Genomic DNA, 26,708 nt, shown 5'->3' on the forward strand with positions numbered 1-26,708 from the left:
GTATTAAAACCTAATTATTAGCATATTTGTCGACATAATAGCACTTTTGGATTGCTATTAACTCAATGTCCCAAACATTAATGAGGCCTAAATATCAAACATTAACCCTGTTGTTATTGTTTAGTGTTGACTTACTTTTTAAATCCCTCTTTAAAAGTTTTTTACACCAAAACATTTCAATTCGATACATTGCTATACGAAGATGAAGCGGTTTGCTATAATAATTGCTTGTTTTCTATCCCTTTTTGTTTTTTCCCAAAACGAAAAGATAGATAATCTTACCGTTCAGTTGGCGTACCAAGAACAGGACTCAACTAAGGTGGATATATCTGTATTACTTATTGATGAACTTTTAAAAATAGGGAACTACGACAAAGCTTTATTATACGTTAACCAAACCTCAAAATTGTCTGAAGACATTAACTATACTAAAGGTCTTGCAGAAAGCAGTTATTACAGAGCCTTAATTTTCGCAAAACGCAATGATTACTATAATGCCATTGACAATTATAATAAATCTAAAAAATACTATGCCCAGATAAAAGATACTCTTGGAGTAGCTAAAGTGAGTAATAGTATAGGTTTGTTAGAAATAAAAAGAGGTAATTATGGTATTGGACTTCAAAACTCTTTATCTGCTATAGAGATTTTTGAAGAACAAAACTTAAAAGAAGAGTTAAGTACGGCTTATAATAATCTTGCTGAAGCTTACTACAAAACACACCAAACCGATAAGGCTTTAGATTACAATTTTAAAGCCCTTGAAATAAGGCGTATTATTAATGACAGTGATGGCATTATAGCTTCTACTAAAAACATCGCAGAACTTTATTCAATTTCAAAAGAACACAGAAAAGCTATTGAGTATTACGAAAAAGTACTTCAAATCCTAGATCCTGAAAAAGACAAAGCCTTAAGAGGTGAGATATTACCAAAATTAGGTAGTGAATATTTGCGTTTTAATGAGTTTGATAAAGCTTCTGAATATTTAGTTGAAGGCTTAAAGTTCAACAGAAAACAAGATAATAAAGAAGGACTTTTAAGATCTTTGAACGCTATTGGGCAATTAAACCTTCAGAGAAAAAAGATAAAATTAGCCGAAAACCAACTCGGTGAAGCTTATAAAATCGCTCAAAAAATAGACAATAAAGCTGAGCTTTTAGAAAACTACAGACTTCATATTGTATTAGATTCTACACGTGGTTATTATCAAAATGCATTTTACTGGCAGAATAAATTTTATGACTTAAAGGATTCTTTAGCAAAAGAGAAAGAACCTAAATTCCCAACAGAAATTGAAACACTTCCTATTGATAATATTATAAAGGAAGATATTAAATCTGAAAATGAAAAGTTAGATCAGGATAGCCAAACTTCAAAGTTGGTTAATCCGATTTTTTTATATGTAGCCTTAGGTTTGATTGCTATTTTGCTAGGATTAACCATCTTCAATTTTTCGAAAACGAAGCAATACAAAAGTCAACTTGTAAAACAGAAAAAAATACTTGCTGACGAACGTAAGAAAAACGAAGGTATTGCTGAACAAATTGAAAACCTAGAAGAGGTTAATCAAGTAAAAGATAAGCTTTTCTCAATTGTCTCTCACGACTTAAAAGATTCAATTTCGTCAATAAAAGCATTTTTAGATTTACTTAAAGAAGATAGTATCTCTAGGGATGAATTTTATGATTTAGTACCTGAATTAAGTGAAAACGCCAATAACGCTTCTGCATTGTTATTCAACTTATTAAACTGGTCTAAATCTCAAATGCAGAATTTAGAACCAAAACCTGAGCTGTTTAATATTCAGGAAGTTTTCCATAATAAGATTGCTTTAGTTGAGCAAAAAGTGGAAGACAAACGCATTGTATTAATTGATGAATCTCAGCGTGATTTTGCTTACGCTGACAAGAGTATGTTAGAAATTGTGATTCAGAATTTAATTACTAATGCGGTAAAATTCAGTAGAACTGGCGACGTCATCACAGTGTCTAACCAAGACGTAAATGGCAAAGCATTAATCTGTGTTGAAGATACTGGTGTTGGTATATCTAAAGAAAATATTGACAAGCTATTTAATGCTAATAAAAACTTCACCACCATCGGTACAAAAAACGAAAAAGGCACAGGTCTTGGACTCACCATTGCTAAAGATTTAGTTGAACTTAACAATGGTAGAATTTGGGTTGAAAGTACCGTGAATGTTGGTAGTAAATTCTTTATTGAGCTGCCAAAAGCTTCGCCTCAGGTTTAATTTTCTTTTGGCAAAAACACCTCTGCCATCATACAACGAGCACTACCTCCACCACAAGTTTCGATAGTTTCTAAACAACTTGATAAAATCTCACAATGTTTTTCAATGGCATTGGTTTGAGCTATTGTTAAACTGCTATGAGCAGATGCGCTCATAATCAAATAACGCTTATCTTTTCCTCTAAGCTGCAACATATTTCCTGCAAATTGATGCATCTGCGCTTCTGTGATAGAGATAATTTCTTTGCCATCTTGTTTAAGATGCTTTACTACGTTCTTACGTTCTTTCTTATCATCAATAGCATCTAGGCAAATCACCGCGAAACTTTCAGCAATGCACATCATAACATTGGTATGGTAAATAGGTAATCGCTTCCCTTCTACTGTTTGGTAAGCGGTAAAAATCACAGGAGAATATTCAAAATCTTCACAAAATTCAATAAATAAATCCTCATCTGCTCTTGGAGATAAAGCACAATACGCTTTTCTATTGGCTCTATCAAGCACAATGCTTCCTGTTCCCTCTAGAAAAAAACCTTCATCTTCAGCAGAAGTATAATCAATAATGTTTTCGATCTTAAAACCTTCTTCCTCTAGCCTCATTAATACCTCTTCTCTACGTTCTCTACGTCTATTTTCAGCAAACATAGGATAGAGCGCCACATCACCATTGGCATGAAAACTTACCCAGTTATTAGGAAAAATAGAATCTGGAGTATCTAGCGATTTATCATCATTTTCTACAACAACATTAATACCTACAGCTTGTAATTTTTCAACAAAAGCGTCAAACTCTTCTTGTGCTTTTGCATTAATTTCAGCATTCTTTAATTTTAAATCTTCCTGAAAATAATTATTGACAGCCGTTTGCTCGTTCATCCTAAAATTTACGGGACGAATCATTAAAATAGTATTAGTTGTTTGTTGCATATACTTAGTTTTAGGACTGCAAAATTACTATTTTTTTAAGCTTTTGAAATTAATCTAAACATCATTATTTAGTTAAAATCGTTAAGTTTGAAGTATAATCACATCTACCATGAAAAAACTTCTATTGTTATTTTTTATTGTTTTATCCTGCAACGAAAAAACCAAAGAAACTCAAACTGAAAATCAAGAATCTGATTATGATTTTACTACGGTTTTTGAAAAAAGTGAAGGCTCAAAAACTGCTACTTACGAAGAAACAATTGCGTATTATTCAAACTTAGCTGAAGCTTACCCAGAAATTTCAATTAAAGCTATAGGTGAAACTGATTCTGGCAAACCACTGCATATTGTAACCTTAAACACAAGCGGCTCTGGTGATGATTTTGAAAGCATCAGACAAACCCAACGAATTTTATTGATAAATAACGGCATACACCCTGGAGAACCTGATGGAATTGATGCCACTATGATGTTATACAGAGATATTGTTCAAGGGAAAATTGAAGCGCCTAAAAAAACGGTTTTGGTTACCATTCCTGTATATAATGTTGGAGGAAGTCTTAATAGAAATTCTACTTCTAGAACTAATCAAAACGGACCTGAAGCTTATGGCTTTAGAGGAAATGCACGCAATTATGACTTGAACAGAGATTTCATTAAAGCTGACACTAAAAATGCAAGAACTTTTGCCGAAATATTTCACTTAGTACAACCTGATGTATTTATTGACAATCATGTAAGTAATGGTGCCGATTATCAATACACACTAACACACTTATTTACACAACATAATAAACTAGGAGGTGAATTGGGCGACTATCTTCATACCGAAATTATGCCTAAACTTGAGGAAAAACTAGCTTCAAAATCTTGGGATATTACACCCTACGTTAATGTTTTTAATCGTGTGCCGGAAACTGGATTTTCGCAATTTATGGATTCACCAAGATATTCAACGGGTTACACAACATTGTTTAATACACTCGGAATGATGGTAGAAACGCACATGCTAAAACCTTACAAACAACGTGTTGAAGGCACTTATGAGTTAATGAAAAGCATGATAGAAATCACCGAAGAACAAGGTGATAAAATTACAGCATTACGAAAAAAACAGTCCAAAAATTGGGAAGTAGGAAAAACATATGCTTTGACTTGGGAAGTTGATACGACGAAAACCTCAACCCTGACCTTTAAAGGTTATGAAGGAGAAATGTTGCCAAGTAATATTACAGGAGCACAACGACTAAAATATGACAGAACTAAACCTTTTACTAAAGAAGTAGTTTACCAGAATTATTTTAAATCAACTTCAGAAGTTACCATTCCTAAAGCTTACATTATACCACAAGGTTGGCACAACGTTATTGATTTATTGAAATTGAATGCTATTGAAATGAAGCAATTAAAAAAAGACACTACTTTAACCGTAGAGTCTTATAAAATTTCTACTTACGAAACTCGAAATTCACCATACGAAGGTCACTATCAGCATTACGATACCAAAGTGACATCATCTCATGAAAAAGTACATTTTAAAGAAGGTGATTATATGGTTTCAACCAATCAAAAAGGCTTACGCTATTTATTAGAAACTTTAGAACCTACCGCTCCTGATTCCTTTTTTAACTGGAATTTCTTCGATACCATTCTACAACAAAAGGAACATTTCTCTCCTTATGTTTGGGAAGATAAAGCTGAAGAACTTCTTGCATCTAATCAAAAACTAAAAATGGAATTTGATGTTAAAGTTAGTTATGATGAAAAATTTGCTAATAATTGGTATGCACAATTAGATTGGTTACATAAGCAAAGTGCTAATTATGAAAAAGTGCATTTGCAGTATCCTGTTTATAGATTAGAATAGTATGGCAATTTTGAATATTAACGAAGAAGAGAGATTTATTAATTTATTCTAAATGGAATTTGAGATATTTTTAATTCACAATAAAATATGATTTGTAATAAAAAAACAGAACAATATTATAAACTTGTGTTAAAACAGAGACTAAAAGTAATATCATCATTTCCAGAAAAATTTAAGAGTTTTGATGTTAGTCTCTATGATAAATTTAAAGTTGCTCTTGCAATAAACTTAACTAACGTTATTCATATTAAATATTCATTAGACGAAGAAAAAAGTGAACTTTTAAAAGACTTACCTAAAATTATTAATTTAATAAAAGATCATTGGCAACCAGAACTAGTTAAGGTTAGTAAAGGAAGAAAACCTATATATTATGCCATGTATTGGTTGGAGTATAATTTTTTTATGAGAAAGTTATTGTCTTTCTTAGTTTTGTTTGATGTTGATGAAGTTTATTTTGAAACACTGAGAGATATAATAGACAATGACAAAGTTAAAGATGGATTATATGACTACTTGTTGTCTTATAAATTCCCTGACAGAATAATATCAGAAAACATTTATCCAGAAAAACCCAAAACAAAAATAATGGATATCATTTTTGAGAAAGATGATAACGTTTGCTCTAAAATGGTAAAAGTTTATTTAGAAAAAGAATGGTATAAAAGTTATAAAAATGCTGGTTTTTATAATTCTCATTTATTACCAGAAGAAAGATTAGATTTCTTTGGTTATTGGGCTTTTGAAGTTGCAGCTATAGTGAAAATTAAAGGTATAGACGATAGTTGTTTTAGAGACAACATGTACTACCCTAAAAATTTAATTATAAATGACTAGAGTAAAAATTACATTATCATTTTTCTTCATCTTTAACTTTATTAATAGTCAAAATCTAAATATAGATCTGCCTAATATAGAAAATGACCATAAATTAAATTATGGCTCAACACAATCAATATATATAACTAAAGACGGTATACTTATTTTTGAAAAAGACACTATACAATACTCCGAGTTAAAATACAAGTTGTATGTCACACCTTATCAAAGTGCACCTTTTACAGATTTAACCGTTTATTCTAATAGATTTGTACAGATTTTTGCTGATGCCAAAACACCCTATAAAATTGTTGATTCAGTAAAAACGGAAATTGCTGGTGTAGAAGATATGAAACATATTATATACCGTACTAATTTTGATAAAAAGTTCAATCAACGTGGTCTAGACCATAAATTACACCCTTCATTTTTTAATCTAAAACCAAAAGAAAAGTTATTAACAAGAAAACAACTAATTAGAAAAGATAGTATTGAAAAAATCGAAAATGAAAGACGTGTTAACGAGAGTAAAATGTTCCCTGATGTTCCAAATGAATGGAAATATAAAAAATTACCATATCTAATAGAAGACGTTTTATATTCTATTCGTCCTAAGGTCATTAATGAGGTTTTAGAGAAAACAACTTATAGATGTATAACTTTAACGAATAAAGGATTTAAATTAGGAGGGGAAAATGTGATGGACCTTAACTTGATAAATTTAAAAAAAATACTAGAGTCAAATAAGGTCATAATATGTTACACAGATGACACTTTAGATTATGGCACTTATCTAAAATATCTTTCAATTATAAAAGAAATAGAAAAAAATGATAATTCCTTCAAGAGAAAATATGCTACTATTGTTGAAATGTCGCGTCAGATAAAATGGTTACATAATAAATTGAATATCAGTTTCTGTAAATAGCTAATAATAAAAATAAAAGTTTCGTAATCCAACTTGTTTCAATAGCTTTTTTTTAGTCTCAAAAAAAAGAACACCATAATTATTTTAATAAGAGCTAAAATATATCCAGACAATTAAGTTAACAGAAATATAGCAATATTAATAGCAGATGTTGATATTCTTAAATAGGAGAATTCCTAATAAAAACATAACTGTTGCTATTGGTACTTAGTTTCTTTTTTAACATTCCTGCAACAAAATTTCATCAACTAAGCTCTATTTTAGTATCGTGAAAGCAAAAGTCAGTACAAATCGAATGTTTTCAATAATAGGATTAGCCGTTCTATTATTAGTTTCCCCTTGTAAAGTCAGAAATTTTATTCAGGCTGAAATTGGCATTCCTAAAACTGAAGTTTCTAACAAAAGCCAAACAACGGTTTCTCAATCCAATTGTCAGGATGTTGAACTTTCGCAAGTTGTTCAGTCCACTTCTAAACCGACTATAAAACTTTATAAACTATCTACTTTAGAGTTTTATAGTTTTCTGTTTTTCGATAATTCTGAAAAACATAGTTTTAAAACTTACACGGCCAAAACTCAAACTGAGTCTGAGGTTCCACTCTATATTTTATACCAAAACCTAAAGGTTTATTCGTAATTGATTTCCCTTAAAATTTTATAAAACGGAAGCAGTCACAACTGCTATTTTATCAATTACAATTCTGAAAAAAAGGAATAAAGCTATTCTATAATACACCTTAGTTACACTTTATACTCCCTGTTTTTCAGCACGCATTAAACCTTAAAAAAAATGAAAAAACTATTTTTAATAACTTCATTGTTCCTGATGGTTTTAGGAACAGTTGAAGCACAAGAGTTCAGCTCAGAAAAGCACAATTATGTAGTGCTTTCAAAAAATATAAAGCAATTAAATCCAGTACTACTAACCGCAACAGCTTTAGCAGATGAAGATGGCGCAAACTTCGGAGAATTCTTTGTCATTATTTGTGGAAAAACAGTACAAAACATTCCGAATAATGAAGACTTAAAACACCTTTTACAAAAAACAAAAGCTCAAAATATAAGAGTTTTTGTATGTGGAATTTCCTTAAAAAAGTTCAATATCGATCCCAATAAAATTCCGAACACCATGGAATTGACCGAAAATGGTATACTCTATGGTTTTCAATTAGCAAAGCAAGGATTTATAACACTTACTATTTAAATTCAGTCTTTTATGAAAACTACAAGTATAAAAAATGATGCTGGTTTTTTAGCCTTAGCATTAAGATTAGTGGTTGGCTGGACTTACTTTTCAGCCTTTTGGAGGCGACTGTTTTTAGCAGATAAATTAGATCCTGATACCGCAGGTTATATTGGTGAAAAATTTAATCATTTTTTGCCTCATGCCCTTGGTATAAAACCCATGATAGAATATTTGGTCACCCATCCTGAAGCCTTGTGGTGGCATATGGTAATTTTCACTATTATAGAAGGTATTGTCGGTCTATTAATAATGTTTGGGTTTTTCACCAGACTGATGAGTATTGGAGTATTCATGCTGGCTTTGGGAATTTTATTAGGTTCTGGTTGGATTGGCACAACTTGCCTAGACGAATGGCAAATCGGTATCTTAGGCATTGCTACAGGATTTCTGCTCTTCCTTTCTGGAGGCGGAAAACTTTCGATTGATAATTATCTGATTAAAAAGGATTTTAAAATCACCCAGAAAAAATCGTTTCAATGGTTAGCTTCAGGTATTTTACCTATAAAAGATCAACTTTTTTCTAAAATCGTGATTGTTGGTTCCTTTCTAATTTTAGGAATTTCATTATACACCAATCAAGTTTTTCATGGTGGGCTTTGGGGAACACTTCATAATAAATCGGTAAAACCTCATGTTGAAATTTCTAACGGAAAAATTGAGAATGACAATTTATCCTTTGAAGTTTACAGAACTGAAGGTGTTGATGTTTATGGTGCTTGGATAATTAGTATTGAACTTAAAAATTCAAATAATGAAACCGTTTTAGAACTATCTCATAATGATTTTGCTATATCCAACACATTGACAATTGATAACTATTATGTTACCAAAGTTAAACCTGGAAAACATAGTTTAATAATTCCTCTTGGAGCAAAGGCTAAACTTTCTATCCAGGATTCCAAAATTAAAAATCTGGATAATAACATCCATACCCTAAAAATCACTGATGTCAGTGGCGCAAGTTGGGAACATCAAGTTAATAATTGAACAAAAAAGCCCTAAAAGTTAATATCCTTTTAGGGCTTTCATTTTATCTTTTATCAATAAATTTTAAACTAAAATCTTAATATTGGCATAGCTATTTTCCAATGCTTTTTGAGACGCTTTACTGTCTAACCATTTCACTTTAGTAATACCTTCCTTTTCTTGAGGCAGCAGTTCACCATCAAAATCTGTTTTCATTTCAAACCAATAGGTGATTTTTATTTTATGCTTTCCATTACGTTTAAAGATATGATAGGTTGTCGGTAGCGGTTTCGTGATTTTAAGACCACTTACTTGCGTCTCCTCCTCTACTTCACGTATGGCAGTTTCTTCAATGGTTTCTTTACGCTCGGCTTTCCCTTTAGGCAAATCCCATTTATCATTTCGGTAAATGAATAGAACTTCACCTTTAGCATTAAAAACCTTACCACCACCTGCTACAACGTTTGGTAACAGTTTCAAAAACTTTTTTAAAAGTTTATCTGGATCATCATGAATGAGATGTACAGCTTGTAAATCTGTTTTATTAAGTGTCTTAATTACCTTTCCGATGTTTACAGATTTTAGAAGATATGATTTAAAATCTGTTTCTTTTTCAATTTTTGTAGTTAAGATTATTGGTTTATCTCCAACATATATAGTGTGCATAAAAGATTTTTTATCGCATTACTTATGTAAAAGTATTATTTTTTATTGGAAAGCTTTTCAAATGAAAATTAATTTAAATTAAAATTTCCCAACTTTTAAAATTCACTATTTTTGCATCATGATTTTTAACAAAGAAACCGCAAAGAAAACCGCAGAGGTTTTATTGCAAGTTAACGCTATAAAATTACAGCCCGACAATCCGTTTACTTGGGCTTCTGGCTGGAAATCGCCAATTTATTGTGACAATAGAATAGTCCTTTCCTTCCCTCTCATTAGAAATTACATTAGGGAAACCATGGCAAGACACATCGAGCACCACTACGGCAAACCTGATGTTATTGCAGGTGTCGCTACAGGTGCCATTGGTATTGGAGCTTTGGTGGCAGAATACCTTAACCTTCCTTTTATCTATGTTAGACCCGAAGCTAAAAAGCATGGTCGTCAAAACCAGGTTGAAGGTTTTATTGAAAAAGGTCAGACTGTTGTAGTTGTGGAAGACTTAATCAGCACCGGAAAAAGTAGTCTTAACGCTGTTGCTGCATTGAAAGAAGCTGATTTACACGTAAAAGGCATGGTGGCAATTTTCTCTTACGGATTTAATGTGGCTAGTGAAAATTTCAAAGAAGCTAATATTGAATTGAACACACTAAGCAATTACGAAAATTTGCTTGAACAAGCTCTTGAAACCAACTACATTACAGAAAAGCAACAAGACATTTTAGCACAATGGAATGCCAATCCTAGCGAATGGAACGCTAATTGATAATAATATGTAGAATCGTTTAATTGTTGAAATGTTTTTAAAACGAACTTTTGATTAACAGCTAAGCGATTAAACTATTAAACAACAAAAAAATGAATTTAGAATCTCCAAAGGTTACTTTAGATAAATCAGCAGAAGAAACATTCAATTTTCTATCTGATGTCAAAAACTTCGAAGCTTTAATGCCAGAAAACATTAGCAAATTTGAAGTTTTAGACGATGATAAATTTCTTTTTGCTCTGAAAGGTATGCCTGAAATCGTACTTAAGAAAAAAGAAACAATTCCACATAGCAAAATTGTTTTAGGTGCAGCTGGTGGCAAATTAGATTTTGCCTTAACTGGTCATATCACTGAAGTAGATGCTAACAAAAAAAGTGAAGTACAATTAACTTTTAATGGCGAATTTAATGCTATGATGGCTATGATGATTAAAGGGCCTATTAGTAAATTTATAGAAACTTTAGCTACAAATATGAAAACTGCTGTTTAATACAGCAGTTTTACTTCTTTAAGATTAAAGCTTTTTATTATATCCTTTTCCGTCCAAACATTAAGCTTTCCATCTTCTGAAACCCCTTTTATTATTCCAGAAAACATTTCATTATCTAACAATTGAAATGTTGAAGGTTTTTCTTTTCTAAAAAGTAAAGTTTCGTATTCCTCTTTTATTTCACTAAACTTTCTAGACTCTAGTTTTTCAAAATAAAATTGCAGGTTTTTTAGGATTTTAGATAAAATTTCGTCCTTATCATAAGTCACTCCTGTGAGCAAAGTCAGTGAAGACGCTTGAGGTAAATTGTCAAAAAACTTCTGGTTAACATTAAGTCCAAAACCTAAAACAGTGCCTTTTAAAGCATTATTTTTTATGACATTCTCAATTAAAATCCCACATATTTTTTGATCTGCTGACAAAATGTCGTTAGGCCATTTAATACTTAATTTCGGAATTTCTAATGCTTCTAAAGTCTTTAAAATTGCTAAAGCCATAACCATACTTATATAAAACTGCTGTTCAATTTTTAGATTCGGCAATCTCTTAAACACACTAACAGTAAGGTTTTTGCCCTTTTCTGCTTGCCACATCGTACCCATTTGCCCACGTCCTTCTTCCTGAGATTCAGTTACTACAACCGTGTAATCATCAGGTATTCCTGCAGACACCATCTCTTTAAGATACGTGTTTGTAGAGTCAATGGCATTAAGTTTGATAATGTACATTAAAACAGTAGTTTTATTTTATAGATTTGTTAAGACAAAATAAGGCTTACAAGTACTAAAAAAATAATAACTTTGCATAAATTTAATTCAATTTAATGACGAAAGAAAAAGCTAGTGCAGACCAACTCATTACAACTATCATAGCTGGTATTGAAGAGGTAAAAGGTAAAGAGATAACAATTTTAGATTTAAGAGAAATAGAAAATACGGTTTGTGATTATTTTATAGTTTGTGAAGGTACTTCTAATACACAAGTTAACGCAATCGTCAATTCCATCCAAAAACTAGTTAGCAAAACCCTCAAAGACAAACCTTGGCATGTTGAAGGCACCGACAATGCTGAATGGGTACTTATAGATTATGTAAATGTTGTAGTTCATGTTTTTCAAAAACACATCAGAGATTACTACGACATAGAGAGTCTATGGGGAGATGCTAAAACCACACAAATAGAAACAAGTTACTAAATAGACAAAAGCTACTAATGGCAAAAGACAATAAAAACCTAAATAAAAAACCTAAGCTTAATCCGTATTGGATATATGGAGTTATCATTGCAATATTTCTAGGAATTCAATTTTTCTCTGGAGGTTTTGGTGAATCTACAGGTAAACAAACGACACCTAATGAATTTTTTACTTACCTACAAAGTGGTGATGTAAAAAAGGTAGAGATTATAAACAATCGTGAAGCGAGAGTTTACTTAACATCAGAAGCTCAGGACAAAGAAATCCATAAAAGTTCTAAACCGAATAGTATATTTCCTTCCGTAACGGCATCTCCAAATTATAAATTTGAATTCGGTGATTTAACCTTATTTCAAGAAGAAATTAACAAAATAAAAGCTGAAAACAACTTAAATGTTACTGTAGCTTTTAAAACCGAACACAATGTTTGGGGCGACTTCTTGTTAACATTACTTCCTTTCATTTTAATTATCGGAGTGTGGATTTTCATCATGCGTAGAATGTCATCTGGTGGTGGCGGAGGTGCTGGTGGACAGATTTTCAATATTGGAAAATCTAAAGCAAAACTCTTTGATGAAAAATCAGATACTAAAACTTCTTTTAAAGATGTTGCTGGTTTAGAAGGGGCAAAAGAAGAAGTACAAGAAATTGTAGATTTCTTGAAGTTTCCAGAAAAATACACCTCTTTAGGTGGTAAAATTCCTAAAGGTGCATTGCTTGTAGGACCTCCTGGAACAGGTAAAACCTTATTAGCAAAAGCAGTTGCTGGTGAAGCAAAAGTACCGTTCTTTTCACTTTCTGGTTCTGATTTCGTAGAGATGTTTGTAGGTGTTGGAGCTTCTCGTGTAAGAGACTTATTTAAACAAGCTAAAGAGAAATCTCCTTCAATCATTTTTATTGATGAGATTGATGCTATCGGTAGAGCAAGAGGAAAAAATAATTTCTCTGGCTCTAATGATGAACGTGAAAACACATTGAATCAACTCTTAACAGAAATGGATGGTTTTGGTACAAATACAAACGTTATTGTACTAGCTGCAACTAACAGAGCAGACGTTTTAGATAGTGCATTAATGCGTGCTGGTCGTTTTGACCGTCAGATTTACGTAGACCTTCCAGACGTTAGAGAACGTAAAGAAATCTTTGAAGTTCATCTTCGTCCGCTTAAAAAAGAAGAAACTTTAGACATTGATTTCTTAGCAAAACAAACACCAGGTTTCTCTGGAGCTGACATAGCTAATGTTTGTAATGAAGCGGCCTTAATTGCTGCAAGAAAAGGTAAGAAAGCTGTAAACAAACAAGATTTCTTAGATGCCGTAGATAGAATCATTGGTGGTCTAGAAAAGAAAAATAAAATTATTACTCCTGATGAAAAACGTGCTGTAGCCTTCCACGAAGCTGGTCACGCTACAATAAGTTGGATGTTAGAGCATGCTGCTCCTTTGGTAAAAGTTACTATCGTTCCTAGAGGTCGTTCTCTTGGAGCTGCTTGGTATTTACCTGAAGAACGCCTAATTGTTAGACCAGAGCAAATGTTAGATGAAATGTGTGCCGCTTTAGGTGGTAGAGCTGCTGAAAAAGTAATCTTCAATAAGATTTCAACAGGAGCTTTAAGCGACTTAGAAAAGGTTACAAAACAAGCACGTGCTATGGTAACTATTTACGGTCTTAGTGACAAAGTAGGTAACCTAACTTATTATGATTCATCTGGTCAATCAGAATATGGTTTCACCAAACCTTACAGTGAGCAGACTGCTGAACTTATCGATAAAGAAATTTCTGATATCATTGAAGCACAATATCAACGTGCTATAGATTTATTAGAAAAGAACAAAGACAAGCTTACCGAACTAGCTGAAGTTTTACTAGATAAAGAAGTGATTTTCAAAGATAATTTAGAAAAAATATTCGGAAAACGCGCGTTTGAAAATGGAGATACTATTACAGTAGAAGCTACTGAAGAAGAGGAATAGACCTTTATAAAACCTTATAAAAAACTTAAATTAATCTTATGTTAGTTTAAGTTTTTTTATATTTGAGAATTACACCATATTTAGAGATTAATAGCAACTATTGAATGAGCTTATTTCGTAAATTCTTTGGCAAAAAAACTAATGAGCCAGAAGAAAACATACCAAATCAAGAGCGTGGCAAATATATGCCTGAAATCAAGTTGCCTGCTGATGAACGCTTTACTATAAACTTCAAAGCCAACGGTGGCAAATTTTTGTATTGCGAAAATATGGAAGAAATAAAAGAAAGCTTTAATGCTATCCTAGATGAAAACAATTGGCATAATGATAAAGTCTTTCTTGTAGATAATCGTCTCTCTGATTTGTTCAAAGATTTTAATCTTAATAGTACAAAGAATGCTAGTGAAAGTGCTTATTTCTTGTCTACATGTGAATATTTAATTTCTGATGATGGATCACTTTTAATTTCTTCAAATCAAATAGCAGAGAAAAAATTGATTGAATTACCTGATCATTTTATAATCTATGCTACTACAAGTCAATTTGTAGAAAATATTGGTGAAGGACTTAAAGGAATAAAAGAAAAAAGCAAGACAGCCATACCTACCAACATCACTACCATAAAGAATTTTAAAACAGATGATGATAAGGATTTTTTAACCTACGGAAGTAGTGCAAAAAACCTTTACCTACTACTATTAGAAGACCTATAATGAAAGAGTTAGCCATAAGAGCAGTTTCTGGTGCTATCTATGTTTTATTACTTGTTGGTTCATTATACCTACAAAATACATCTATTGCTATTATTGGATTTTTTGGTGTTTTGTGTCTTGCTGAGTTCAGTAAGCTTATTAAACTAAAATCTTATATCCAGTACGTTATTTTTGTACTGCTATATTCAATATTTTGGTATCTCTGCATTTATCACAATGATGCTAGAGGTAGTAATGAAGCTATTCAAATTTTATTGGTAATAACCATTTTTGTAAATCTCATTCTCATTAAAGATTTATTCACGGAAAAAAAGATTCCTCTATTTGAATCTAAACGCTATATAGCTACAACATTTTATCTTTCTAGTGGTTTTGTTTTTATGCTACTAATAGCAAATTACAGAAGTACGTTTACGCCATTATTACTTTTAGGTAGTTTTATATTGGTATGGGTAAATGATAGTTCGGCTTATTTGGTTGGGAAAAATTTTGGTAAACAGAAGCTATTTCCGAGTATTTCACCAAAAAAAACAGTTGAAGGTTTTTTAGGTGGTTTATTTTTTGCCTGTGTATCCAGTTATTTTATCTCTTTATATTTTGAAGGTTTAGAGTTTAATAGTTGGCTAATTTTAGCAATAATTGTGAGTGTTTTGGGTACATTTGGGGATTTAATAGAATCTAAATTTAAAAGACAAGCTGGTGTTAAGGATAGTGGAGTGATAATGCCAGGTCATGGAGGTTTACTAGACCGGTTAGATTCTGTTATCTTTGCAGCACCATTTATTTATTTATTTTTAAGAATTATAACCTATGTTTCATAAAGAAGGTCATAAAATTATATTCGTTACATTAGTGATAGTGGTTGGAGCTATTTTCTTAATTGATGAATTTGCTACTAACGAATGGTTGCGAAAAGGCTTAATGCTAGCCTTTTTAATATTCTTTTTATTAATACTTCAGTTTTTTAGGAATCCTAAACGCAATACGCATCCTAACGAAAAACAAGCATTATCTCCGGTTGACGGCAAGGTTGTTGTTATAGAAGAGGTTTTTGAAAAAGAAGTTTTTAATGATAAACGTATTCAGGTTTCTGTATTTATGTCGCCTATAAACGTTCATGTTACTCGATATCCTATAAGTGGTAATGTAAGCTATAGCAAATATCATCCTGGTAAATATTTAGTGGCTTGGCATCCTAAAGCTAGTGAAGAAAATGAACGTACTACTGTAGTTGTGGAGAATAAAGGTTTTGGAAAAGTCTTATACCGACAAATTGCTGGTGCACTTGCAAAACGCATCGTTAACTATGCTACAGTGAATTCAAATGCTATTCAAGGTGCTGATTCTGGATTTATAAAATTTGGGTCTAGGGTTGATTTATTTTTACCCTTAGATGCCGATATCAAAGTAGAACTAAACCAAAAGGTTCGAGGAGGAGAAAGTATCATTGCTGAAATGAAATAAAATGACCTCAAAAGAAGATTTAGATACTGAATTTTTAGATGCTGTAGAGCGCGTAAATGCGTACACAGAACCCTTTCCTGCAGATTTTCTTTTACGCTTGTATGCCTATTACAAAAAGGCCACCAACGATTATGGTAGACCTAGTAGTAGAAAGCCCATTATAAATGCTTTCAAAACTAATGCACTTTTTCAAGTGCAGAAGATTAGTCAAGATGAAGCTAAAAGAGAGTATATAGACTTAGTGAACAATTATTTTCTTTACAGAAAGTAAAAGTTTCTAATCTCTTATTAAAGGTAAAGTAGAGCAACGTAATAAACCTTCCTGCTTTGCTATTTCAGCATATGGCACTTCTTCAACAGTAAACCCGTTTTCTCTTAACCATGTATTAAGCCTAGTAAAGTTCTGTTCTGAAATAATAACGTCTTCAGAAATACTGAAAATATTACTATTCATATGATACATTTCTTCTTTGGTAATTTCAAAAATATTGTCTTTTCCAAAGTAATCTACCAGCCACTGATATTCTTCTTCTTCTAAAAATCCATTTTTATGAAGAATAGCTTTATCCTTTCCTATGGGTTGAAAACAACAATCAAGGTGTAAAGCGTTTTCCATAGCATTGGTTTGTGACTTTCTAAGGTTAAAACTTTTGATTTTTTTATTTGGAAACTTTTCAATGATGTAATCTACACCTGCTTTATTGGTACGCGCTACAATATAATCTGGGTAATCTTCACCTCTATATGTTCCTATAAAAATATGATCATTCCAAACGATAACATCACCACCTTCTATATGTGCTTCCTCTGGAGGACGAATTACTTTGTTAGGATCCATTTTATCAATTACATATTGAATGGCTTCAAGCTCTTCTTCGCGATTTGGAAGAATATTGGCCTTTATAAAAATATCGTCAATTACAAAGCCAATATCTCTTGAAAAAATCTGATTACAGTCTTTTATAATCTCTGGTCGGTAAACTTGCACATCATATTTCTGAAAAACTTTAGCAACTGCTTCCATTTCCGACACCATATCTTCTTCTACTGGATATGTACCTGCTTTTATATGTTCTAAAGATTTAGGATCATAAGCATCCTCTATTGAAGGAGTTGGACCATTACTTACTGCTGTTCCAAGTATTACAGCTCTTAACCGAGACGTTTCGTTTTTTATATGTAGTTTCATTGAGGGTAAAATACAAAAAGCTTCATAAAATTTATGAAGCTTTTTAATAATTTATATTGAGAAATTATCTTTTTTCGATAGGCACAAATGCTCTGTGAGTTTCACCAATGTATAATTGTCTTGGTCTTCCTATAGGTTCTTTACGCATGCGCATTTCTCTCCATTGTGCTATCCAACCTGGTAGACGACCTAAAGCAAACATTACAGTAAACATTTCTACTGGTATACCCATAGCTCTGTAAATAATCCCAGAATAGAAATCTACATTAGGATATAATTTTCTATCCACAAAATAAGAATCTTCTAAGGCTTCTTTTTCTAAACCTTTAGCTATATCTAAAATAGGATCTTCCACACCTAAATCTCCTAATACTTCATCAGCTGCTTTTTTGATGATTTTAGCTCTAGGGTCAAAGTTTTTATAAACACGGTGACCGAAGCCCATTAAACGGAAAGGATCATCTTTATCCTTAGCTTTTGCCATATACTTTTTAGTATCACCACCATCTTCTTTAATAGCTTCAAGCATTTCTAAAACCGCTTGGTTAGCACCACCGTGAAGTGGTCCCCAAAGTGCAGAAATACCAGATGCCAAAGACACGAATAAACCAGCATGAGATGAACCTGCAATTCTTACTGTAGAAGCCGAACAGTTTTGCTCGTGATCTGCGTGAAGGATCAATAACTTATCTAAAGCGTTAACTAAGATTGGGTTTTGTTCATACTCACGGTTTGGACTCTTAAACATCATTTTTAAGACGTTTTCTACGTAGCTTAAGCTATCATCACCATATTCTAATGGCAGCCCTTGTTTTTTACGCATTGTCCACGCAACAATTACTGGAAACTTACCTAATATTCTTACGATAGCATTATACATTGCCTCTTCTGAATTAATATCTACAGAAGATGGGTTAAATGCTGTTAAAGCACTTGTAAGAGAAGAAAGCACACCCATAGGATGGGCAGATTTAGGAAAGGCCTCTAAAATTTTCTTTACATCATCGTCAACCACAGAATGGCTCTTGATGTCATCATGAAACTTGTCGTGTTGTTCTTTAGTTGGTAATTCTCCAAAAATCAACAAATATGCAACCTCTAAGAAATCAGCTTTTTCAGCTAGTTCTTCAATAGAATACCCTCTATACCTTAAAATTCCCTTTTCACCATCTAAGAAAGTAATAGCACTTTCACAGCTTCCAGTATTCTTGTAACCTGGATCTATAGTTATTACTCCACCTGTTGAACTTCTTAAGGATTTAATATCGATAGCAACTTCATTTTCTGAACCTACTACAATTGGGAAATCATACTTTTTACCATTGATTTCTAGGGTAGCTTTATCTGACATGTTTTTATATTGTTTTATTTGAATTTTAGGATGGTAAATTTACAAAATATCCTACGATTTTTAAAGGGGATTTATAAGCGTTTTAACAATATCAGTATTGTTATTTTCTATTAAATAGAAAAGCGATTACTTTTTAATGGGTAATCGCTTTTTCAATCATTTATTTTACTTGAGTCTTACTTTACTTTGAAAGCTTTTTCTTGCGGAAAATAAGCCACATCTCCTAATTCTTCTTCTATACGTAATAGTTGATTGTATTTTGCCATACGATCACTACGAGAAGCAGAACCTGTTTTAATCTGTCCTGTATTTAAAGCTACAGCCAAATCAGCGATAGTATTATCTTCTGTTTCACCAGATCTATGAGACATTACCGATGTATAACCTGCATTGTGCGCCATGTTTACAGCTGCAATAGTTTCTGTTAATGTACCAATCTGGTTTACTTTGATTAAAATTGAATTTGCAATACCATTTTCAATACCACGAGATAAACGCTCTACATTTGTTACATATAGGTCGTCACCAACTAACTGTACTTTATCACCTATTTTTTCGGTTAAATATTTCCAACCATCCCAGTCATTTTCATCCATTCCATCTTCAATAGAAATAATTGGATATTTTTCTACTAATTCTGCTAAATAATCGGCTTGCTCTTTACTTGTTCTAATAACTCCTGTTTCACCTTCAAACTTAGAGTAATCATATTTTCCATCTACATAAAATTCAGCTGAAGCACAATCCAATGCAATCATAACTTCCTCACCAAATTTGTAACCTGCTTTTTCAACTGCTTTTGCAATAGTATCAATAGCGTCTTCTGTACCATCTAAAGTTGGAGCAAAGCCGCCTTCATCGCCAACAGCAGTACTTAAACCTCTATCGTGTAAAACCTTTTTTAGGTTATGGAAAATCTCAGTTCCCATTTGCATAGCATGCGTAAAGTTTTTAGCTTTTACTGGCATAACCATAAACTCTTGAAATGCTATAGGAGCATCACTATGAGAACCACCATTTATAATATTCATCATTGGTAAAGGTAAAGTGTTTGCTGATACACCACCAACATAACGATATAAAGGCATTCCTAACTCATTTGCTGCTGCCTTAGCAACCGCTAAAGACACACCTAAAATCGCATTAGCACCCAACTTTGATTTGTTTGGTGTACCATCTAATTCTATCATTAATTTATCAATGGCATTTTGTTCAAAAACAGAAATTCCCATTAACTCTTGAGCAATTATTGAATTAACATTATCCACCGCTTTTAAAACACCTTTTCCCATGTAGGTATCACCACCATCTCTTAACTCTACAGCTTCGTGCTCACCAGTAGAAGCACCAGAAGGCACTGCAGCTCTACCCATTATTCCATTTTCTGTTACTACATCTACTTCTACAGTTGGATTCCCTCTGGAATCTAAAATTTGCCTTGCGTGTACATTAATTATAATGCTCATTATTCTTTGGTTTTAGTTAACTTTAATTTATTAATCGAAAGGTGTTTAATTTCTAAACAAGTCAAGTATTACAGCACCTTTCAGTTTATTCAAATTTACGAAAATCTATAGCTTAAATGTTAACGAAAAATCATATTTATGATTAATCTTTACTAAAATGTTTTCGTAACTAAAAAAACGCAATAAAACTTAAGTTTCATTGCGTTTTTTTTATCATTTATTTTTGAATATTTTCTATAAATTGATCAAATAAATAGACTGCATCATTTGGGCCTGGACCAGCCTCTGGATGATATTGTACTGAAAAACAATTTTTGTTTTTCATTTTAATACCTGCTACAGTATCATCATTGAGATGAACATGAGTAATTTCAATATCATTATGCGCTTCAGTCTCTTCTCTATTGATAGCAAAGCCATGGTTTTGAGATGTAATTTCACCTTTACCAGTTACAAGGTTCATAACTGGATGGTTAATTCCTCTGTGACCATGATGCATTTTATAAGTTGAAATACCATTTGCTAAAGCAATAACTTGATGACCTAAACAAATACCAAATAAAGGCTTATCTCTAGAGATAATTTCTTTGGCTAATGCGATTGCATCTGATAGAGGTTCTGGGTCACCAGGTCCATTAGATAAGAAATATCCATCAGGATTAAAGGCTTCTAAATCTTCAAACTTTGAATTGTACGGAAATACTTTTATGTAAGCATCACGTGCAGCTAGATTTCTAAGAATGTTCTTTTTGATTCCTAAATCTAGTGCTGCTATTTTATAAGTAGCATTTTCATCACCAAAATAATACGGTTCTTTTGTAGATACTTTTGATGATAACTCTAAGCCTACCATTGAAGGTACTTCGGCTAATTGCGCTTTTAGTTCATCTATTTTATCAACTTCTGTAGATATAACAGCATTCATTGCTCCATTATCTCTAATATAGCTGACTAAAGCTCGTGTATCTACATCTGATATAGCTAAAGTATTATGCTTCTCAAAAAAATCCTCAAGAGACATATCTGCTCCAGGTCTAGAATATTCAAAACTGAAATTCTTACATATTAAACCTGCTATTTTTACACTATCAGATTCAACATCGGCTTCTTTTGTACCATAATTACCAATATGTGCATTGGTTGTTACCATTAACTGTCCGTAATATGACGGATCAGTAAATATTTCTTGATAACCAGTTGTACCAGTATTAAAACACACTTCACCAAATGCAGAACCTTCTTTTCCTATGGATTTACCATAAAAAATTGTTCCGTCAGCTAAAAGAATTAAGGCTTTTTTTCTTTGTTTATATTTCATTTGTAGTCTTTTCAAAAAGATCTCGCTTGTACGAGAATAAGGTTTTACAAAATTCCAAAAAAAAAGGATAAACTAAAATAGCTTATCCTTTATATTTATAAATGATTATCAACATTTATTCTTCTTCGTTAGAAGCTTTAGTTTCAACTGGTGGAGTAGTTGTTGAAGCTTTCTTACCTCCTCTTCTACTTCTACGAGTTTTCTTCTCTGGCTTACCAGCAGTGTAAAGTTCGTTGTAATCAACTAACTCTATCATTGCCATATCAGCATTATCACCTAATCTGTTTCCTAACTTGATGATACGAGTATAACCACCTGGACGATCTGCAACTTTAGCAGCTACATCTCTAAACAATTCCGCAACAGCTTCCTTTTGTTTTAACCTAGACATTACTAAACGTCTGTTGTGTGTAGTGTCTTCTTTAGATTTAGTAATCAAAGGCTCAACAAATAACTTTAACGCTTTAGCTTTAGCAGTAGTAGTGTTAATACGTTTGTGCTCTATTAAAGAACATGCCATATTAGCCAACATTGCTTTTCTGTGCGAAGACTGTCTTCCTAAATGATTGATTTTTTTTCCGTGTCTCATGACTTTTGTTTTAAACTTCTATCTTGCATCAACTCTTTTTGAGGGGCAAATTATAGAAGAGTTAGAATTTATTAATCTTTGTCTAATTTATATTTGCTTAAATCCATTCCGAAATTAAGGCCTTTAACATTTACAAGCTCTTCAAGCTCTGTTAAAGATTTCTTACCAAAGTTTCTGAACTTCATTAAATCATTTTTGTTGAATGATACTAAGTCACCTAAAGTATCTACTTCAGCAGCTTTTAAACAGTTAAGCGCACGTACAGAAAGATCCATATCAACTAATTTAGTTTTCAATAATTGTCTCATGTGAAGTGATTCTTCATCATAAGTTTCTGTTTGTGCAATCTCATCAGCTTCAAGTGTAATACGCTCATCAGAGAATAACATGAAGTGGTGGATTAAAATCTTAGCTGCTTCTGTTAAAGCATCTTTAGGATGAATAGATCCATCAGTAATAATTTCGAAAACTAATTTTTCGTAATCCGTTTTTTGCTCAACACGAAAGTTTTCGATACTATACTTTACATTCTTAATTGGAGTGTAGATAGAATCTGTAAAGATTGTTCCTATTGGTGCAGAAGCTTTTTTGTTTTCTTCAGCAGGCACATAACCTCTACCCTTTTCAATTGTTAACTCCATATTAATGTTTACTTTAGGATCTAAGTTACAGATTACTAAATCCGTATTTAATACTTGGAAACCAGAAATAAACTTTTGGAAATCTCCAGCAGTGATTTGATCTTGTCCTGAAATAGAAATAGTAACAGTTTCGTTATCTATTTCATCGATTTGACGCTTAAAGTTAACTTGCTTTAAGTTCAAAATCATTTCAGTAACGTCTTCAACTACACCAGAAATTGTAGAAAACTCATGATCTACTCCTTCTATTCTAACTGAAGTTATTGCGAAACCTTCTAAAGAAGATAATAATACTCTTCTTAAAGCATTACCTACTGTTAATCCGTATCCTGGTTCTAAAGGTCTGAATTCAAACTTACCTTCAAAATCAGTAGAATCAATCATGATTACTTTATCTGGTTTCTGAAAATTTAATATTGCCATTTTTCTTCGTTTTAATTGTTATTTGGTTGCGCGGTTTAAAAGCTTGAAGAGAACTTATAAACCCTTTGGCCAAATACCAATGTGATTATTAATTTATTATTTAGAGTAAAGTTCGACGATGAACTGCTCGTTGATTTGCTCAGGAATTTGAATTCTTGCAGGAACAGAAACATAAGTACCTTGCATAGTATCGTTATTCCAAGTAATCCATTCGTATACATTGCTAGAGTTAGCCAATGAGTTTTGAATAGTTTCTAAAGATTTAGATTTTTCTCTTACAGCCACAACATCACCAGCTTTTAATTGGTAAGAAGGAATGTTTACCTTTTCACCGTTTACAGTAATATGTCTGTGAGATACTAATTGTCTAGCACCACTTCTAGTTGGAGAAATTCCCATTCTGAAAACCACGTTGTCTAAACGAGATTCACATAATTGTAATAATACTTCACCAGTGATACCTTGAGCAGCAGTTGCTCTTTTGAACATGTTTCTGAATTGCTTTTCTAAAATACCATAAGTGTATTTAGCTTTTTGCTTCTCCATTAATTGGATAGCATATTCAGATTTCTTACCTCTTCTTTTGTTAGGACCGTGTTGTCCTGGAGGATAATTTCTTTTTTCGAAGGCTTTATCGTCTCCGAAGATAGCTTGACCGAATTTACGAGCTATTTTAGTTTTAGGACCAGTATATCTTGCCATTTCTAATTGATTATGAGAGTTGATTATAAAATTAAGGTCTTAAGCTTATCCTTCTACAATCGTTAACCTCTCGGTGATACTTGTTAATTTTTAAATTTTTCAGTTTGCAAATGTACATAAAAAAGTTAATATCAACCGAATAATCGATTGATATTAACTTAGGTATGTATAATTTGTTAAACTCTACGTCTTTTTGGTGGACGACAACCGTTGTGAGGTAGTGGAGTAACGTCTATGATTTCTGATACTTCTATACCAGCATTGTGTATTGATCTGATAGCAGATTCTCTACCGTTACCAGGACCTTTTACATAAACTTTCACTTTCTTAAGTCCCGCTTCTTTTGCTACACCTGCAGCATCTTCAGCAGCTAGTTGAGCAGCATAAGGAGTGTTCTTCTTAGAACCTCTGAAGCCCATTTTTCCAGCTGATGACCAAGAAATAACGTCACCTTTTTTGTTTGTTAAAGAAATGATGATGTTGTTGAAAGATGCAGTTACGTGCGCTTCACCTATCGCATCAACAATTACTTTACGTTTTTTTGTACTTGACTTTGCCATGTTTTTTAGTTTCTAGTTGTTAGCTTTTAGTTGTTAGAATCCTAAACCTTGCGATTTCAAGCAGATTCATCTAACTTCTAATTACTAATGACTAATGTCTTTAATTATTATTTAGTTACTTTTTTCTTGTTAGCAACTGTTTTTCTTCTACCTTTTCTAGTACGAGAATTGTTCTTAGTACGTTGTCCTCTTAAAGGAAGACCAGCTCTGTGACGAATACCTCTGTAACATCCGATATCCATTAAACGCTTAATGTTTAATTGAGTTTCAGAACGTAATTCACCTTCAATGGTAAAACTACCTACTGCTTCACGGATTGCACCGATTTCATCGTCAGTCCAATCTTGAACTTTTGTACTTTCATCAACTTTAGCTGCTGCTAAAATTTCTTTAGCTCTACTTCTACCTATACCATAGATATAAGTTAGAGAGATAACTCCTCTTTTTTGCTTTGGTATGTCTACACCTGCGATTCTTGCCATAATTATCCTTGTCTTTGTTTGAATCTAGGATTCTTTTTGTTAATGACGTAAAGTCTACCTTTTCTGCGCACTAACTTACAGTCTGCGCTTCTCTTTTTTACTGATGCTCTTACTTTCATAGTATTAGTATCTATATGTTATACGAGCCTTAGTTAAATCATAAGGACTCATTTCTAATTTAACTTTATCTCCTGGTAATAATTTAATGTAGTGCATACGCATCTTACCAGAAATGTGTGCTGTCACAATGTGACCATTTTCTAATTCTACTCGGAACATCGCATTAGATAATGCTTCTATAATTGTTCCGTCTTGTTCTATTGCTGCTTGTTTTGCCATACTATTTATTAATTACGCAACGGCTTTTCTATTCTTACCAGTTTTCATTAAGCCATCATAATGCTTATTCAATAAATAAGAATTAATCTGTTGCATTGTGTCTATTGCCACACCTACCATAATTAATAGTGACGTACCGCCAAAAAACAAAGCCCATCCTTGCTGAACGTTCATAAGCTTAACGATAATTGCAGGGAAAATTGCAATCAGTGCTAAGAATATAGAACCTGGTAAGGTAATCTGCGACATGATTTTATCTAAATACTCAGACGTTTCTGATCCTGGACGTATGCCTGGAATAAATCCACCACTACGCTTAAGATCGTCTGCCATCTTGTTTGTTGGAACTGTAATTGCTGTATAGAAATACGTAAATATTATAATTAATAAAGCAAAAACGAAATTATACCAAAAACCGAATATGTCTTGAAAATTAGCCTGCATCCATTGACCAGCATCTGTATTCTCCAAAAATGATGATTTACCTATTAAACCTGGTACAAACATAATTGCTTGTGCAAAAATAATTGGCATTACACCAGAAGCGTTTAATTTTAATGGTAAGAATTGACGTGATCCGAAAACATTTTTCTCATAACCACCAGAAGCCGTTCTTCTTGCGTACTGAACAGCTACTTTACGTACTGCCATTACTAAGAATATTGCCGCTAATATGATTACGAACCAAATTACTAATTCTATTAAAATCATCATGAAACCACCGTTACCACCTTCTAATCTAGAAAGTGCATTTTGAACAAATGACTGAGGTAATGTAGCAATGATACCTACCATAATTAATAATGAAATACCGTTTCCAATTCCTTTATCTGTAATTTTCTCTCCTAACCACATTGCGAAAACACAACCTGTTACTAAGATAATTACTGAAGAAAAGTAAAATATATTTTCACTAAATCCTGGCGCTAATAAGGCACTCATAGATTGTACACCAGATAAAGCTGGTACACTTGCTAAATAACCTGGTGCTTGTACTAAACAAATACCAATAGTTAACCAACGTGTTATCTGAGTGATTTTCTTTTGACCACTAGCTCCTTCTTTTTGGAGTTTTTGTAAATAAGGAATAGCAATACCCATTAATTGAACTACGATAGACGCAGAAATGTATGGCATAATACCTAAAGCAAATACTGATGCATTAGCAAAAGCACCACCTGTAAAGGCATTTAAAAGGCCTAATAACCCGTCTGCAGTTCCTTGTTGTAAACCACCTAGTTTATCAGGATCGATACCAGGTAATATTACCTGTGCACCAAAACGGTAAACCAATAACAAACCTAAGGTTAGAATAATTCTATCCTTAAGTTCTGTGATTTTCCAAACGTTCTTTAATGTATCTATTATTTTCAT

At 32.5% G+C, this 26,708-nt stretch carries 30 protein-coding genes; 15 read left to right on the forward strand and 15 right to left on the reverse strand.

Annotated elements, in window-relative coordinates; translation table 11 throughout:
• The first annotated feature begins 202 nt into the window (after window positions 1–202).
• Window positions 203–2,254, forward strand: a complete 2,052-nt coding sequence (locus QGM60_RS17095; RefSeq protein WP_281141474.1) for a tetratricopeptide repeat-containing sensor histidine kinase — start codon at window positions 203–205, stop codon at window positions 2,252–2,254.
• Here QGM60_RS17095 and QGM60_RS17100 read toward each other — a convergent pair.
• On the reverse strand, window positions 2,251–3,183 hold the full coding sequence (locus tag QGM60_RS17100) for an arginine deiminase-related protein (RefSeq protein WP_281141475.1): 933 nt from the start codon (window positions 3,181–3,183) through the stop codon (window positions 2,251–2,253). The two genes, QGM60_RS17095 and QGM60_RS17100, sit on opposite strands and share 4 nt — an antisense overlap.
• A 109-nt stretch (window positions 3,184–3,292) precedes the next feature.
• Here QGM60_RS17100 and QGM60_RS17105 point away from each other — a divergent pair, with 109 nt between their 5' ends.
• The 6 genes from QGM60_RS17105 to QGM60_RS17130 all read left to right on the forward strand — a co-directional run bounded on the left by QGM60_RS17105 (window position 3,293) and on the right by QGM60_RS17130 (window position 9,030).
• On the forward strand, window positions 3,293–5,050 hold the full coding sequence (locus QGM60_RS17105) for a M14 family metallopeptidase (RefSeq protein WP_281141476.1): 1,758 nt from the start codon (window positions 3,293–3,295) through the stop codon (window positions 5,048–5,050).
• 87 nt (window positions 5,051–5,137) lie between these two features.
• Window positions 5,138–5,887 carry a PoNe immunity protein domain-containing protein gene (locus QGM60_RS17110; protein ID WP_281141477.1) on the forward strand — a complete coding sequence of 250 codons (750 nt, stop codon included), beginning with the start codon at window positions 5,138–5,140 and terminating at the stop codon, window positions 5,885–5,887.
• Window positions 5,880–6,797 (forward strand): hypothetical protein, encoded by a 918-nt coding sequence (locus QGM60_RS17115; protein WP_281141478.1) that lies wholly within the window; start codon window positions 5,880–5,882, stop codon window positions 6,795–6,797. Before QGM60_RS17110 ends, QGM60_RS17115 begins: the two co-directional genes overlap by 8 nt.
• Before the next feature lie 295 nt (window positions 6,798–7,092).
• Complete coding sequence (locus QGM60_RS17120) at window positions 7,093–7,434, forward strand: hypothetical protein (RefSeq protein WP_281141479.1); 342 nt, start codon at window positions 7,093–7,095, stop codon at window positions 7,432–7,434.
• Between the two features lie 153 nt (window positions 7,435–7,587).
• Window positions 7,588–8,001, forward strand: coding sequence for a DsrE family protein (locus QGM60_RS17125; RefSeq protein WP_281141480.1), 414 nt, complete (start codon window positions 7,588–7,590; stop codon window positions 7,999–8,001).
• Window positions 8,002–8,013: 12 nt separating this feature from the next.
• A complete protein-coding gene (locus QGM60_RS17130) occupies window positions 8,014–9,030 on the forward strand; it encodes a TQO small subunit DoxD (RefSeq protein ID WP_281141481.1) in 1,017 nt (338 codons plus the stop codon).
• Window positions 9,031–9,093: 63 nt separating this feature from the next.
• Here QGM60_RS17130 and QGM60_RS17135 read toward each other — a convergent pair whose 3' ends face one another.
• Window positions 9,094–9,675, reverse strand: coding sequence for an NUDIX domain-containing protein (locus QGM60_RS17135; protein ID WP_281141482.1), 582 nt, complete (start codon window positions 9,673–9,675; stop codon window positions 9,094–9,096).
• A 118-nt stretch (window positions 9,676–9,793) separates the two neighbouring features.
• On the opposite strand from QGM60_RS17135, the gene pyrE reads away from it, so the two are divergent.
• Both pyrE and QGM60_RS17145 read left to right on the forward strand, forming a co-directional pair.
• Window positions 9,794–10,438, forward strand: a complete 645-nt coding sequence (pyrE, locus tag QGM60_RS17140) for an orotate phosphoribosyltransferase (protein ID WP_281141483.1) — start codon at window positions 9,794–9,796, stop codon at window positions 10,436–10,438.
• Window positions 10,439–10,530: 92 nt separating this feature from the next.
• Window positions 10,531–10,929 carry an SRPBCC family protein gene (locus QGM60_RS17145; RefSeq protein WP_281141484.1) on the forward strand — a complete coding sequence of 133 codons (399 nt, stop codon included), beginning with the start codon at window positions 10,531–10,533 and terminating at the stop codon, window positions 10,927–10,929.
• On the opposite strand, the gene QGM60_RS17150 is transcribed toward QGM60_RS17145, so the two are convergent.
• Window positions 10,926–11,657: a biotin--[acetyl-CoA-carboxylase] ligase gene (locus QGM60_RS17150; protein ID WP_281141485.1), complete on the reverse strand. Its 732-nt coding sequence runs from the start codon at window positions 11,655–11,657 to the stop codon at window positions 10,926–10,928. The genes QGM60_RS17145 and QGM60_RS17150 overlap by 4 nt on opposite strands.
• A gap of 95 nt (window positions 11,658–11,752) precedes the next feature.
• Between QGM60_RS17150 and rsfS the strand changes: the two genes are divergently transcribed.
• From rsfS to QGM60_RS17180, 6 genes are all read left to right on the forward strand, one after another.
• On the forward strand, window positions 11,753–12,124 hold the full coding sequence (rsfS, locus tag QGM60_RS17155; protein WP_281141486.1) for a ribosome silencing factor: 372 nt from the start codon (window positions 11,753–11,755) through the stop codon (window positions 12,122–12,124).
• A 17-nt stretch (window positions 12,125–12,141) separates the two neighbouring features.
• Window positions 12,142–14,097 carry an ATP-dependent zinc metalloprotease FtsH gene (ftsH, locus tag QGM60_RS17160; RefSeq protein WP_281141487.1) on the forward strand — a complete coding sequence of 652 codons (1,956 nt, stop codon included), beginning with the start codon at window positions 12,142–12,144 and terminating at the stop codon, window positions 14,095–14,097.
• Window positions 14,098–14,201: 104 nt separating this feature from the next.
• Entirely contained in the window at window positions 14,202–14,810 is a 609-nt protein-coding gene (locus QGM60_RS17165; RefSeq protein WP_281141488.1) for an LUD domain-containing protein, read from the forward strand.
• Window positions 14,810–15,631, forward strand: a complete 822-nt coding sequence (locus QGM60_RS17170) for a phosphatidate cytidylyltransferase (protein ID WP_281141489.1) — start codon at window positions 14,810–14,812, stop codon at window positions 15,629–15,631. The genes QGM60_RS17165 and QGM60_RS17170 overlap by 1 nt, the downstream gene beginning before the upstream one ends.
• Window positions 15,621–16,274, forward strand: coding sequence for a phosphatidylserine decarboxylase family protein (locus tag QGM60_RS17175; RefSeq protein ID WP_281141490.1), 654 nt, complete (start codon window positions 15,621–15,623; stop codon window positions 16,272–16,274). Before QGM60_RS17170 ends, QGM60_RS17175 begins: the two co-directional genes overlap by 11 nt.
• Window position 16,275: 1 nt before the next feature.
• Window positions 16,276–16,545, forward strand: a complete 270-nt coding sequence (locus QGM60_RS17180) for an acyl-CoA-binding protein (protein ID WP_281141491.1) — start codon at window positions 16,276–16,278, stop codon at window positions 16,543–16,545.
• Between the two features lie 6 nt (window positions 16,546–16,551).
• Here the strand turns inward: QGM60_RS17180 and QGM60_RS17185 are convergent, their stop codons facing one another.
• From QGM60_RS17185 to secY, 12 genes are all read right to left on the reverse strand, one after another.
• Window positions 16,552–17,463, reverse strand: a complete 912-nt coding sequence (locus tag QGM60_RS17185; RefSeq protein WP_281141492.1) for an arginine deiminase family protein — start codon at window positions 17,461–17,463, stop codon at window positions 16,552–16,554.
• A gap of 64 nt (window positions 17,464–17,527) precedes the next feature.
• Complete coding sequence (locus QGM60_RS17190; RefSeq protein WP_281141493.1) at window positions 17,528–18,814, reverse strand: citrate synthase; 1,287 nt, start codon at window positions 18,812–18,814, stop codon at window positions 17,528–17,530.
• 176 nt (window positions 18,815–18,990) lie between these two features.
• Window positions 18,991–20,280, reverse strand: a complete 1,290-nt coding sequence (eno, locus tag QGM60_RS17195) for a phosphopyruvate hydratase (RefSeq protein ID WP_281141494.1) — start codon at window positions 20,278–20,280, stop codon at window positions 18,991–18,993.
• A 217-nt stretch (window positions 20,281–20,497) separates the two neighbouring features.
• Window positions 20,498–21,598 (reverse strand): glutamine-hydrolyzing carbamoyl-phosphate synthase small subunit, encoded by a 1,101-nt coding sequence (gene carA, locus QGM60_RS17200; protein WP_281141495.1) that lies wholly within the window; start codon window positions 21,596–21,598, stop codon window positions 20,498–20,500.
• Window positions 21,599–21,713: 115 nt separating this feature from the next.
• Window positions 21,714–22,187 (reverse strand): 50S ribosomal protein L17, encoded by a 474-nt coding sequence (gene rplQ / locus QGM60_RS17205; protein WP_281141496.1) that lies wholly within the window; start codon window positions 22,185–22,187, stop codon window positions 21,714–21,716.
• Window positions 22,188–22,258: 71 nt separating this feature from the next.
• Complete coding sequence (locus QGM60_RS17210) at window positions 22,259–23,251, reverse strand: DNA-directed RNA polymerase subunit alpha (protein WP_281141497.1); 993 nt, start codon at window positions 23,249–23,251, stop codon at window positions 22,259–22,261.
• 96 nt (window positions 23,252–23,347) lie between these two features.
• A complete protein-coding gene (gene rpsD, locus QGM60_RS17215) occupies window positions 23,348–23,953 on the reverse strand; it encodes a 30S ribosomal protein S4 (protein ID WP_281141498.1) in 606 nt (201 codons plus the stop codon).
• Window positions 23,954–24,129: 176 nt separating this feature from the next.
• Window positions 24,130–24,513, reverse strand: a complete 384-nt coding sequence (rpsK, locus tag QGM60_RS17220) for a 30S ribosomal protein S11 (RefSeq protein ID WP_281141499.1) — start codon at window positions 24,511–24,513, stop codon at window positions 24,130–24,132.
• Window positions 24,514–24,620: 107 nt separating this feature from the next.
• Window positions 24,621–24,995 carry a 30S ribosomal protein S13 gene (gene rpsM / locus QGM60_RS17225; RefSeq protein ID WP_281141500.1) on the reverse strand — a complete coding sequence of 125 codons (375 nt, stop codon included), beginning with the start codon at window positions 24,993–24,995 and terminating at the stop codon, window positions 24,621–24,623.
• Window positions 24,996–24,997: 2 nt separating this feature from the next.
• Entirely contained in the window at window positions 24,998–25,114 is a 117-nt protein-coding gene (ykgO, locus tag QGM60_RS17230) for a type B 50S ribosomal protein L36 (RefSeq protein WP_008269159.1), read from the reverse strand.
• 4 nt (window positions 25,115–25,118) lie between these two features.
• Window positions 25,119–25,334: a translation initiation factor IF-1 gene (gene infA, locus QGM60_RS17235; protein ID WP_007094967.1), complete on the reverse strand. Its 216-nt coding sequence runs from the start codon at window positions 25,332–25,334 to the stop codon at window positions 25,119–25,121.
• A 12-nt stretch (window positions 25,335–25,346) separates the two neighbouring features.
• Window positions 25,347–26,708, reverse strand: a complete 1,362-nt coding sequence (gene secY, locus QGM60_RS17240; RefSeq protein WP_281141501.1) for a preprotein translocase subunit SecY — start codon at window positions 26,706–26,708, stop codon at window positions 25,347–25,349.

Source organism: Winogradskyella sp. SYSU M77433, assembly GCF_029911945.1.
In the GTDB taxonomy this organism is placed as follows: Bacteria; Bacteroidota; Bacteroidia; order Flavobacteriales; family Flavobacteriaceae; genus Winogradskyella.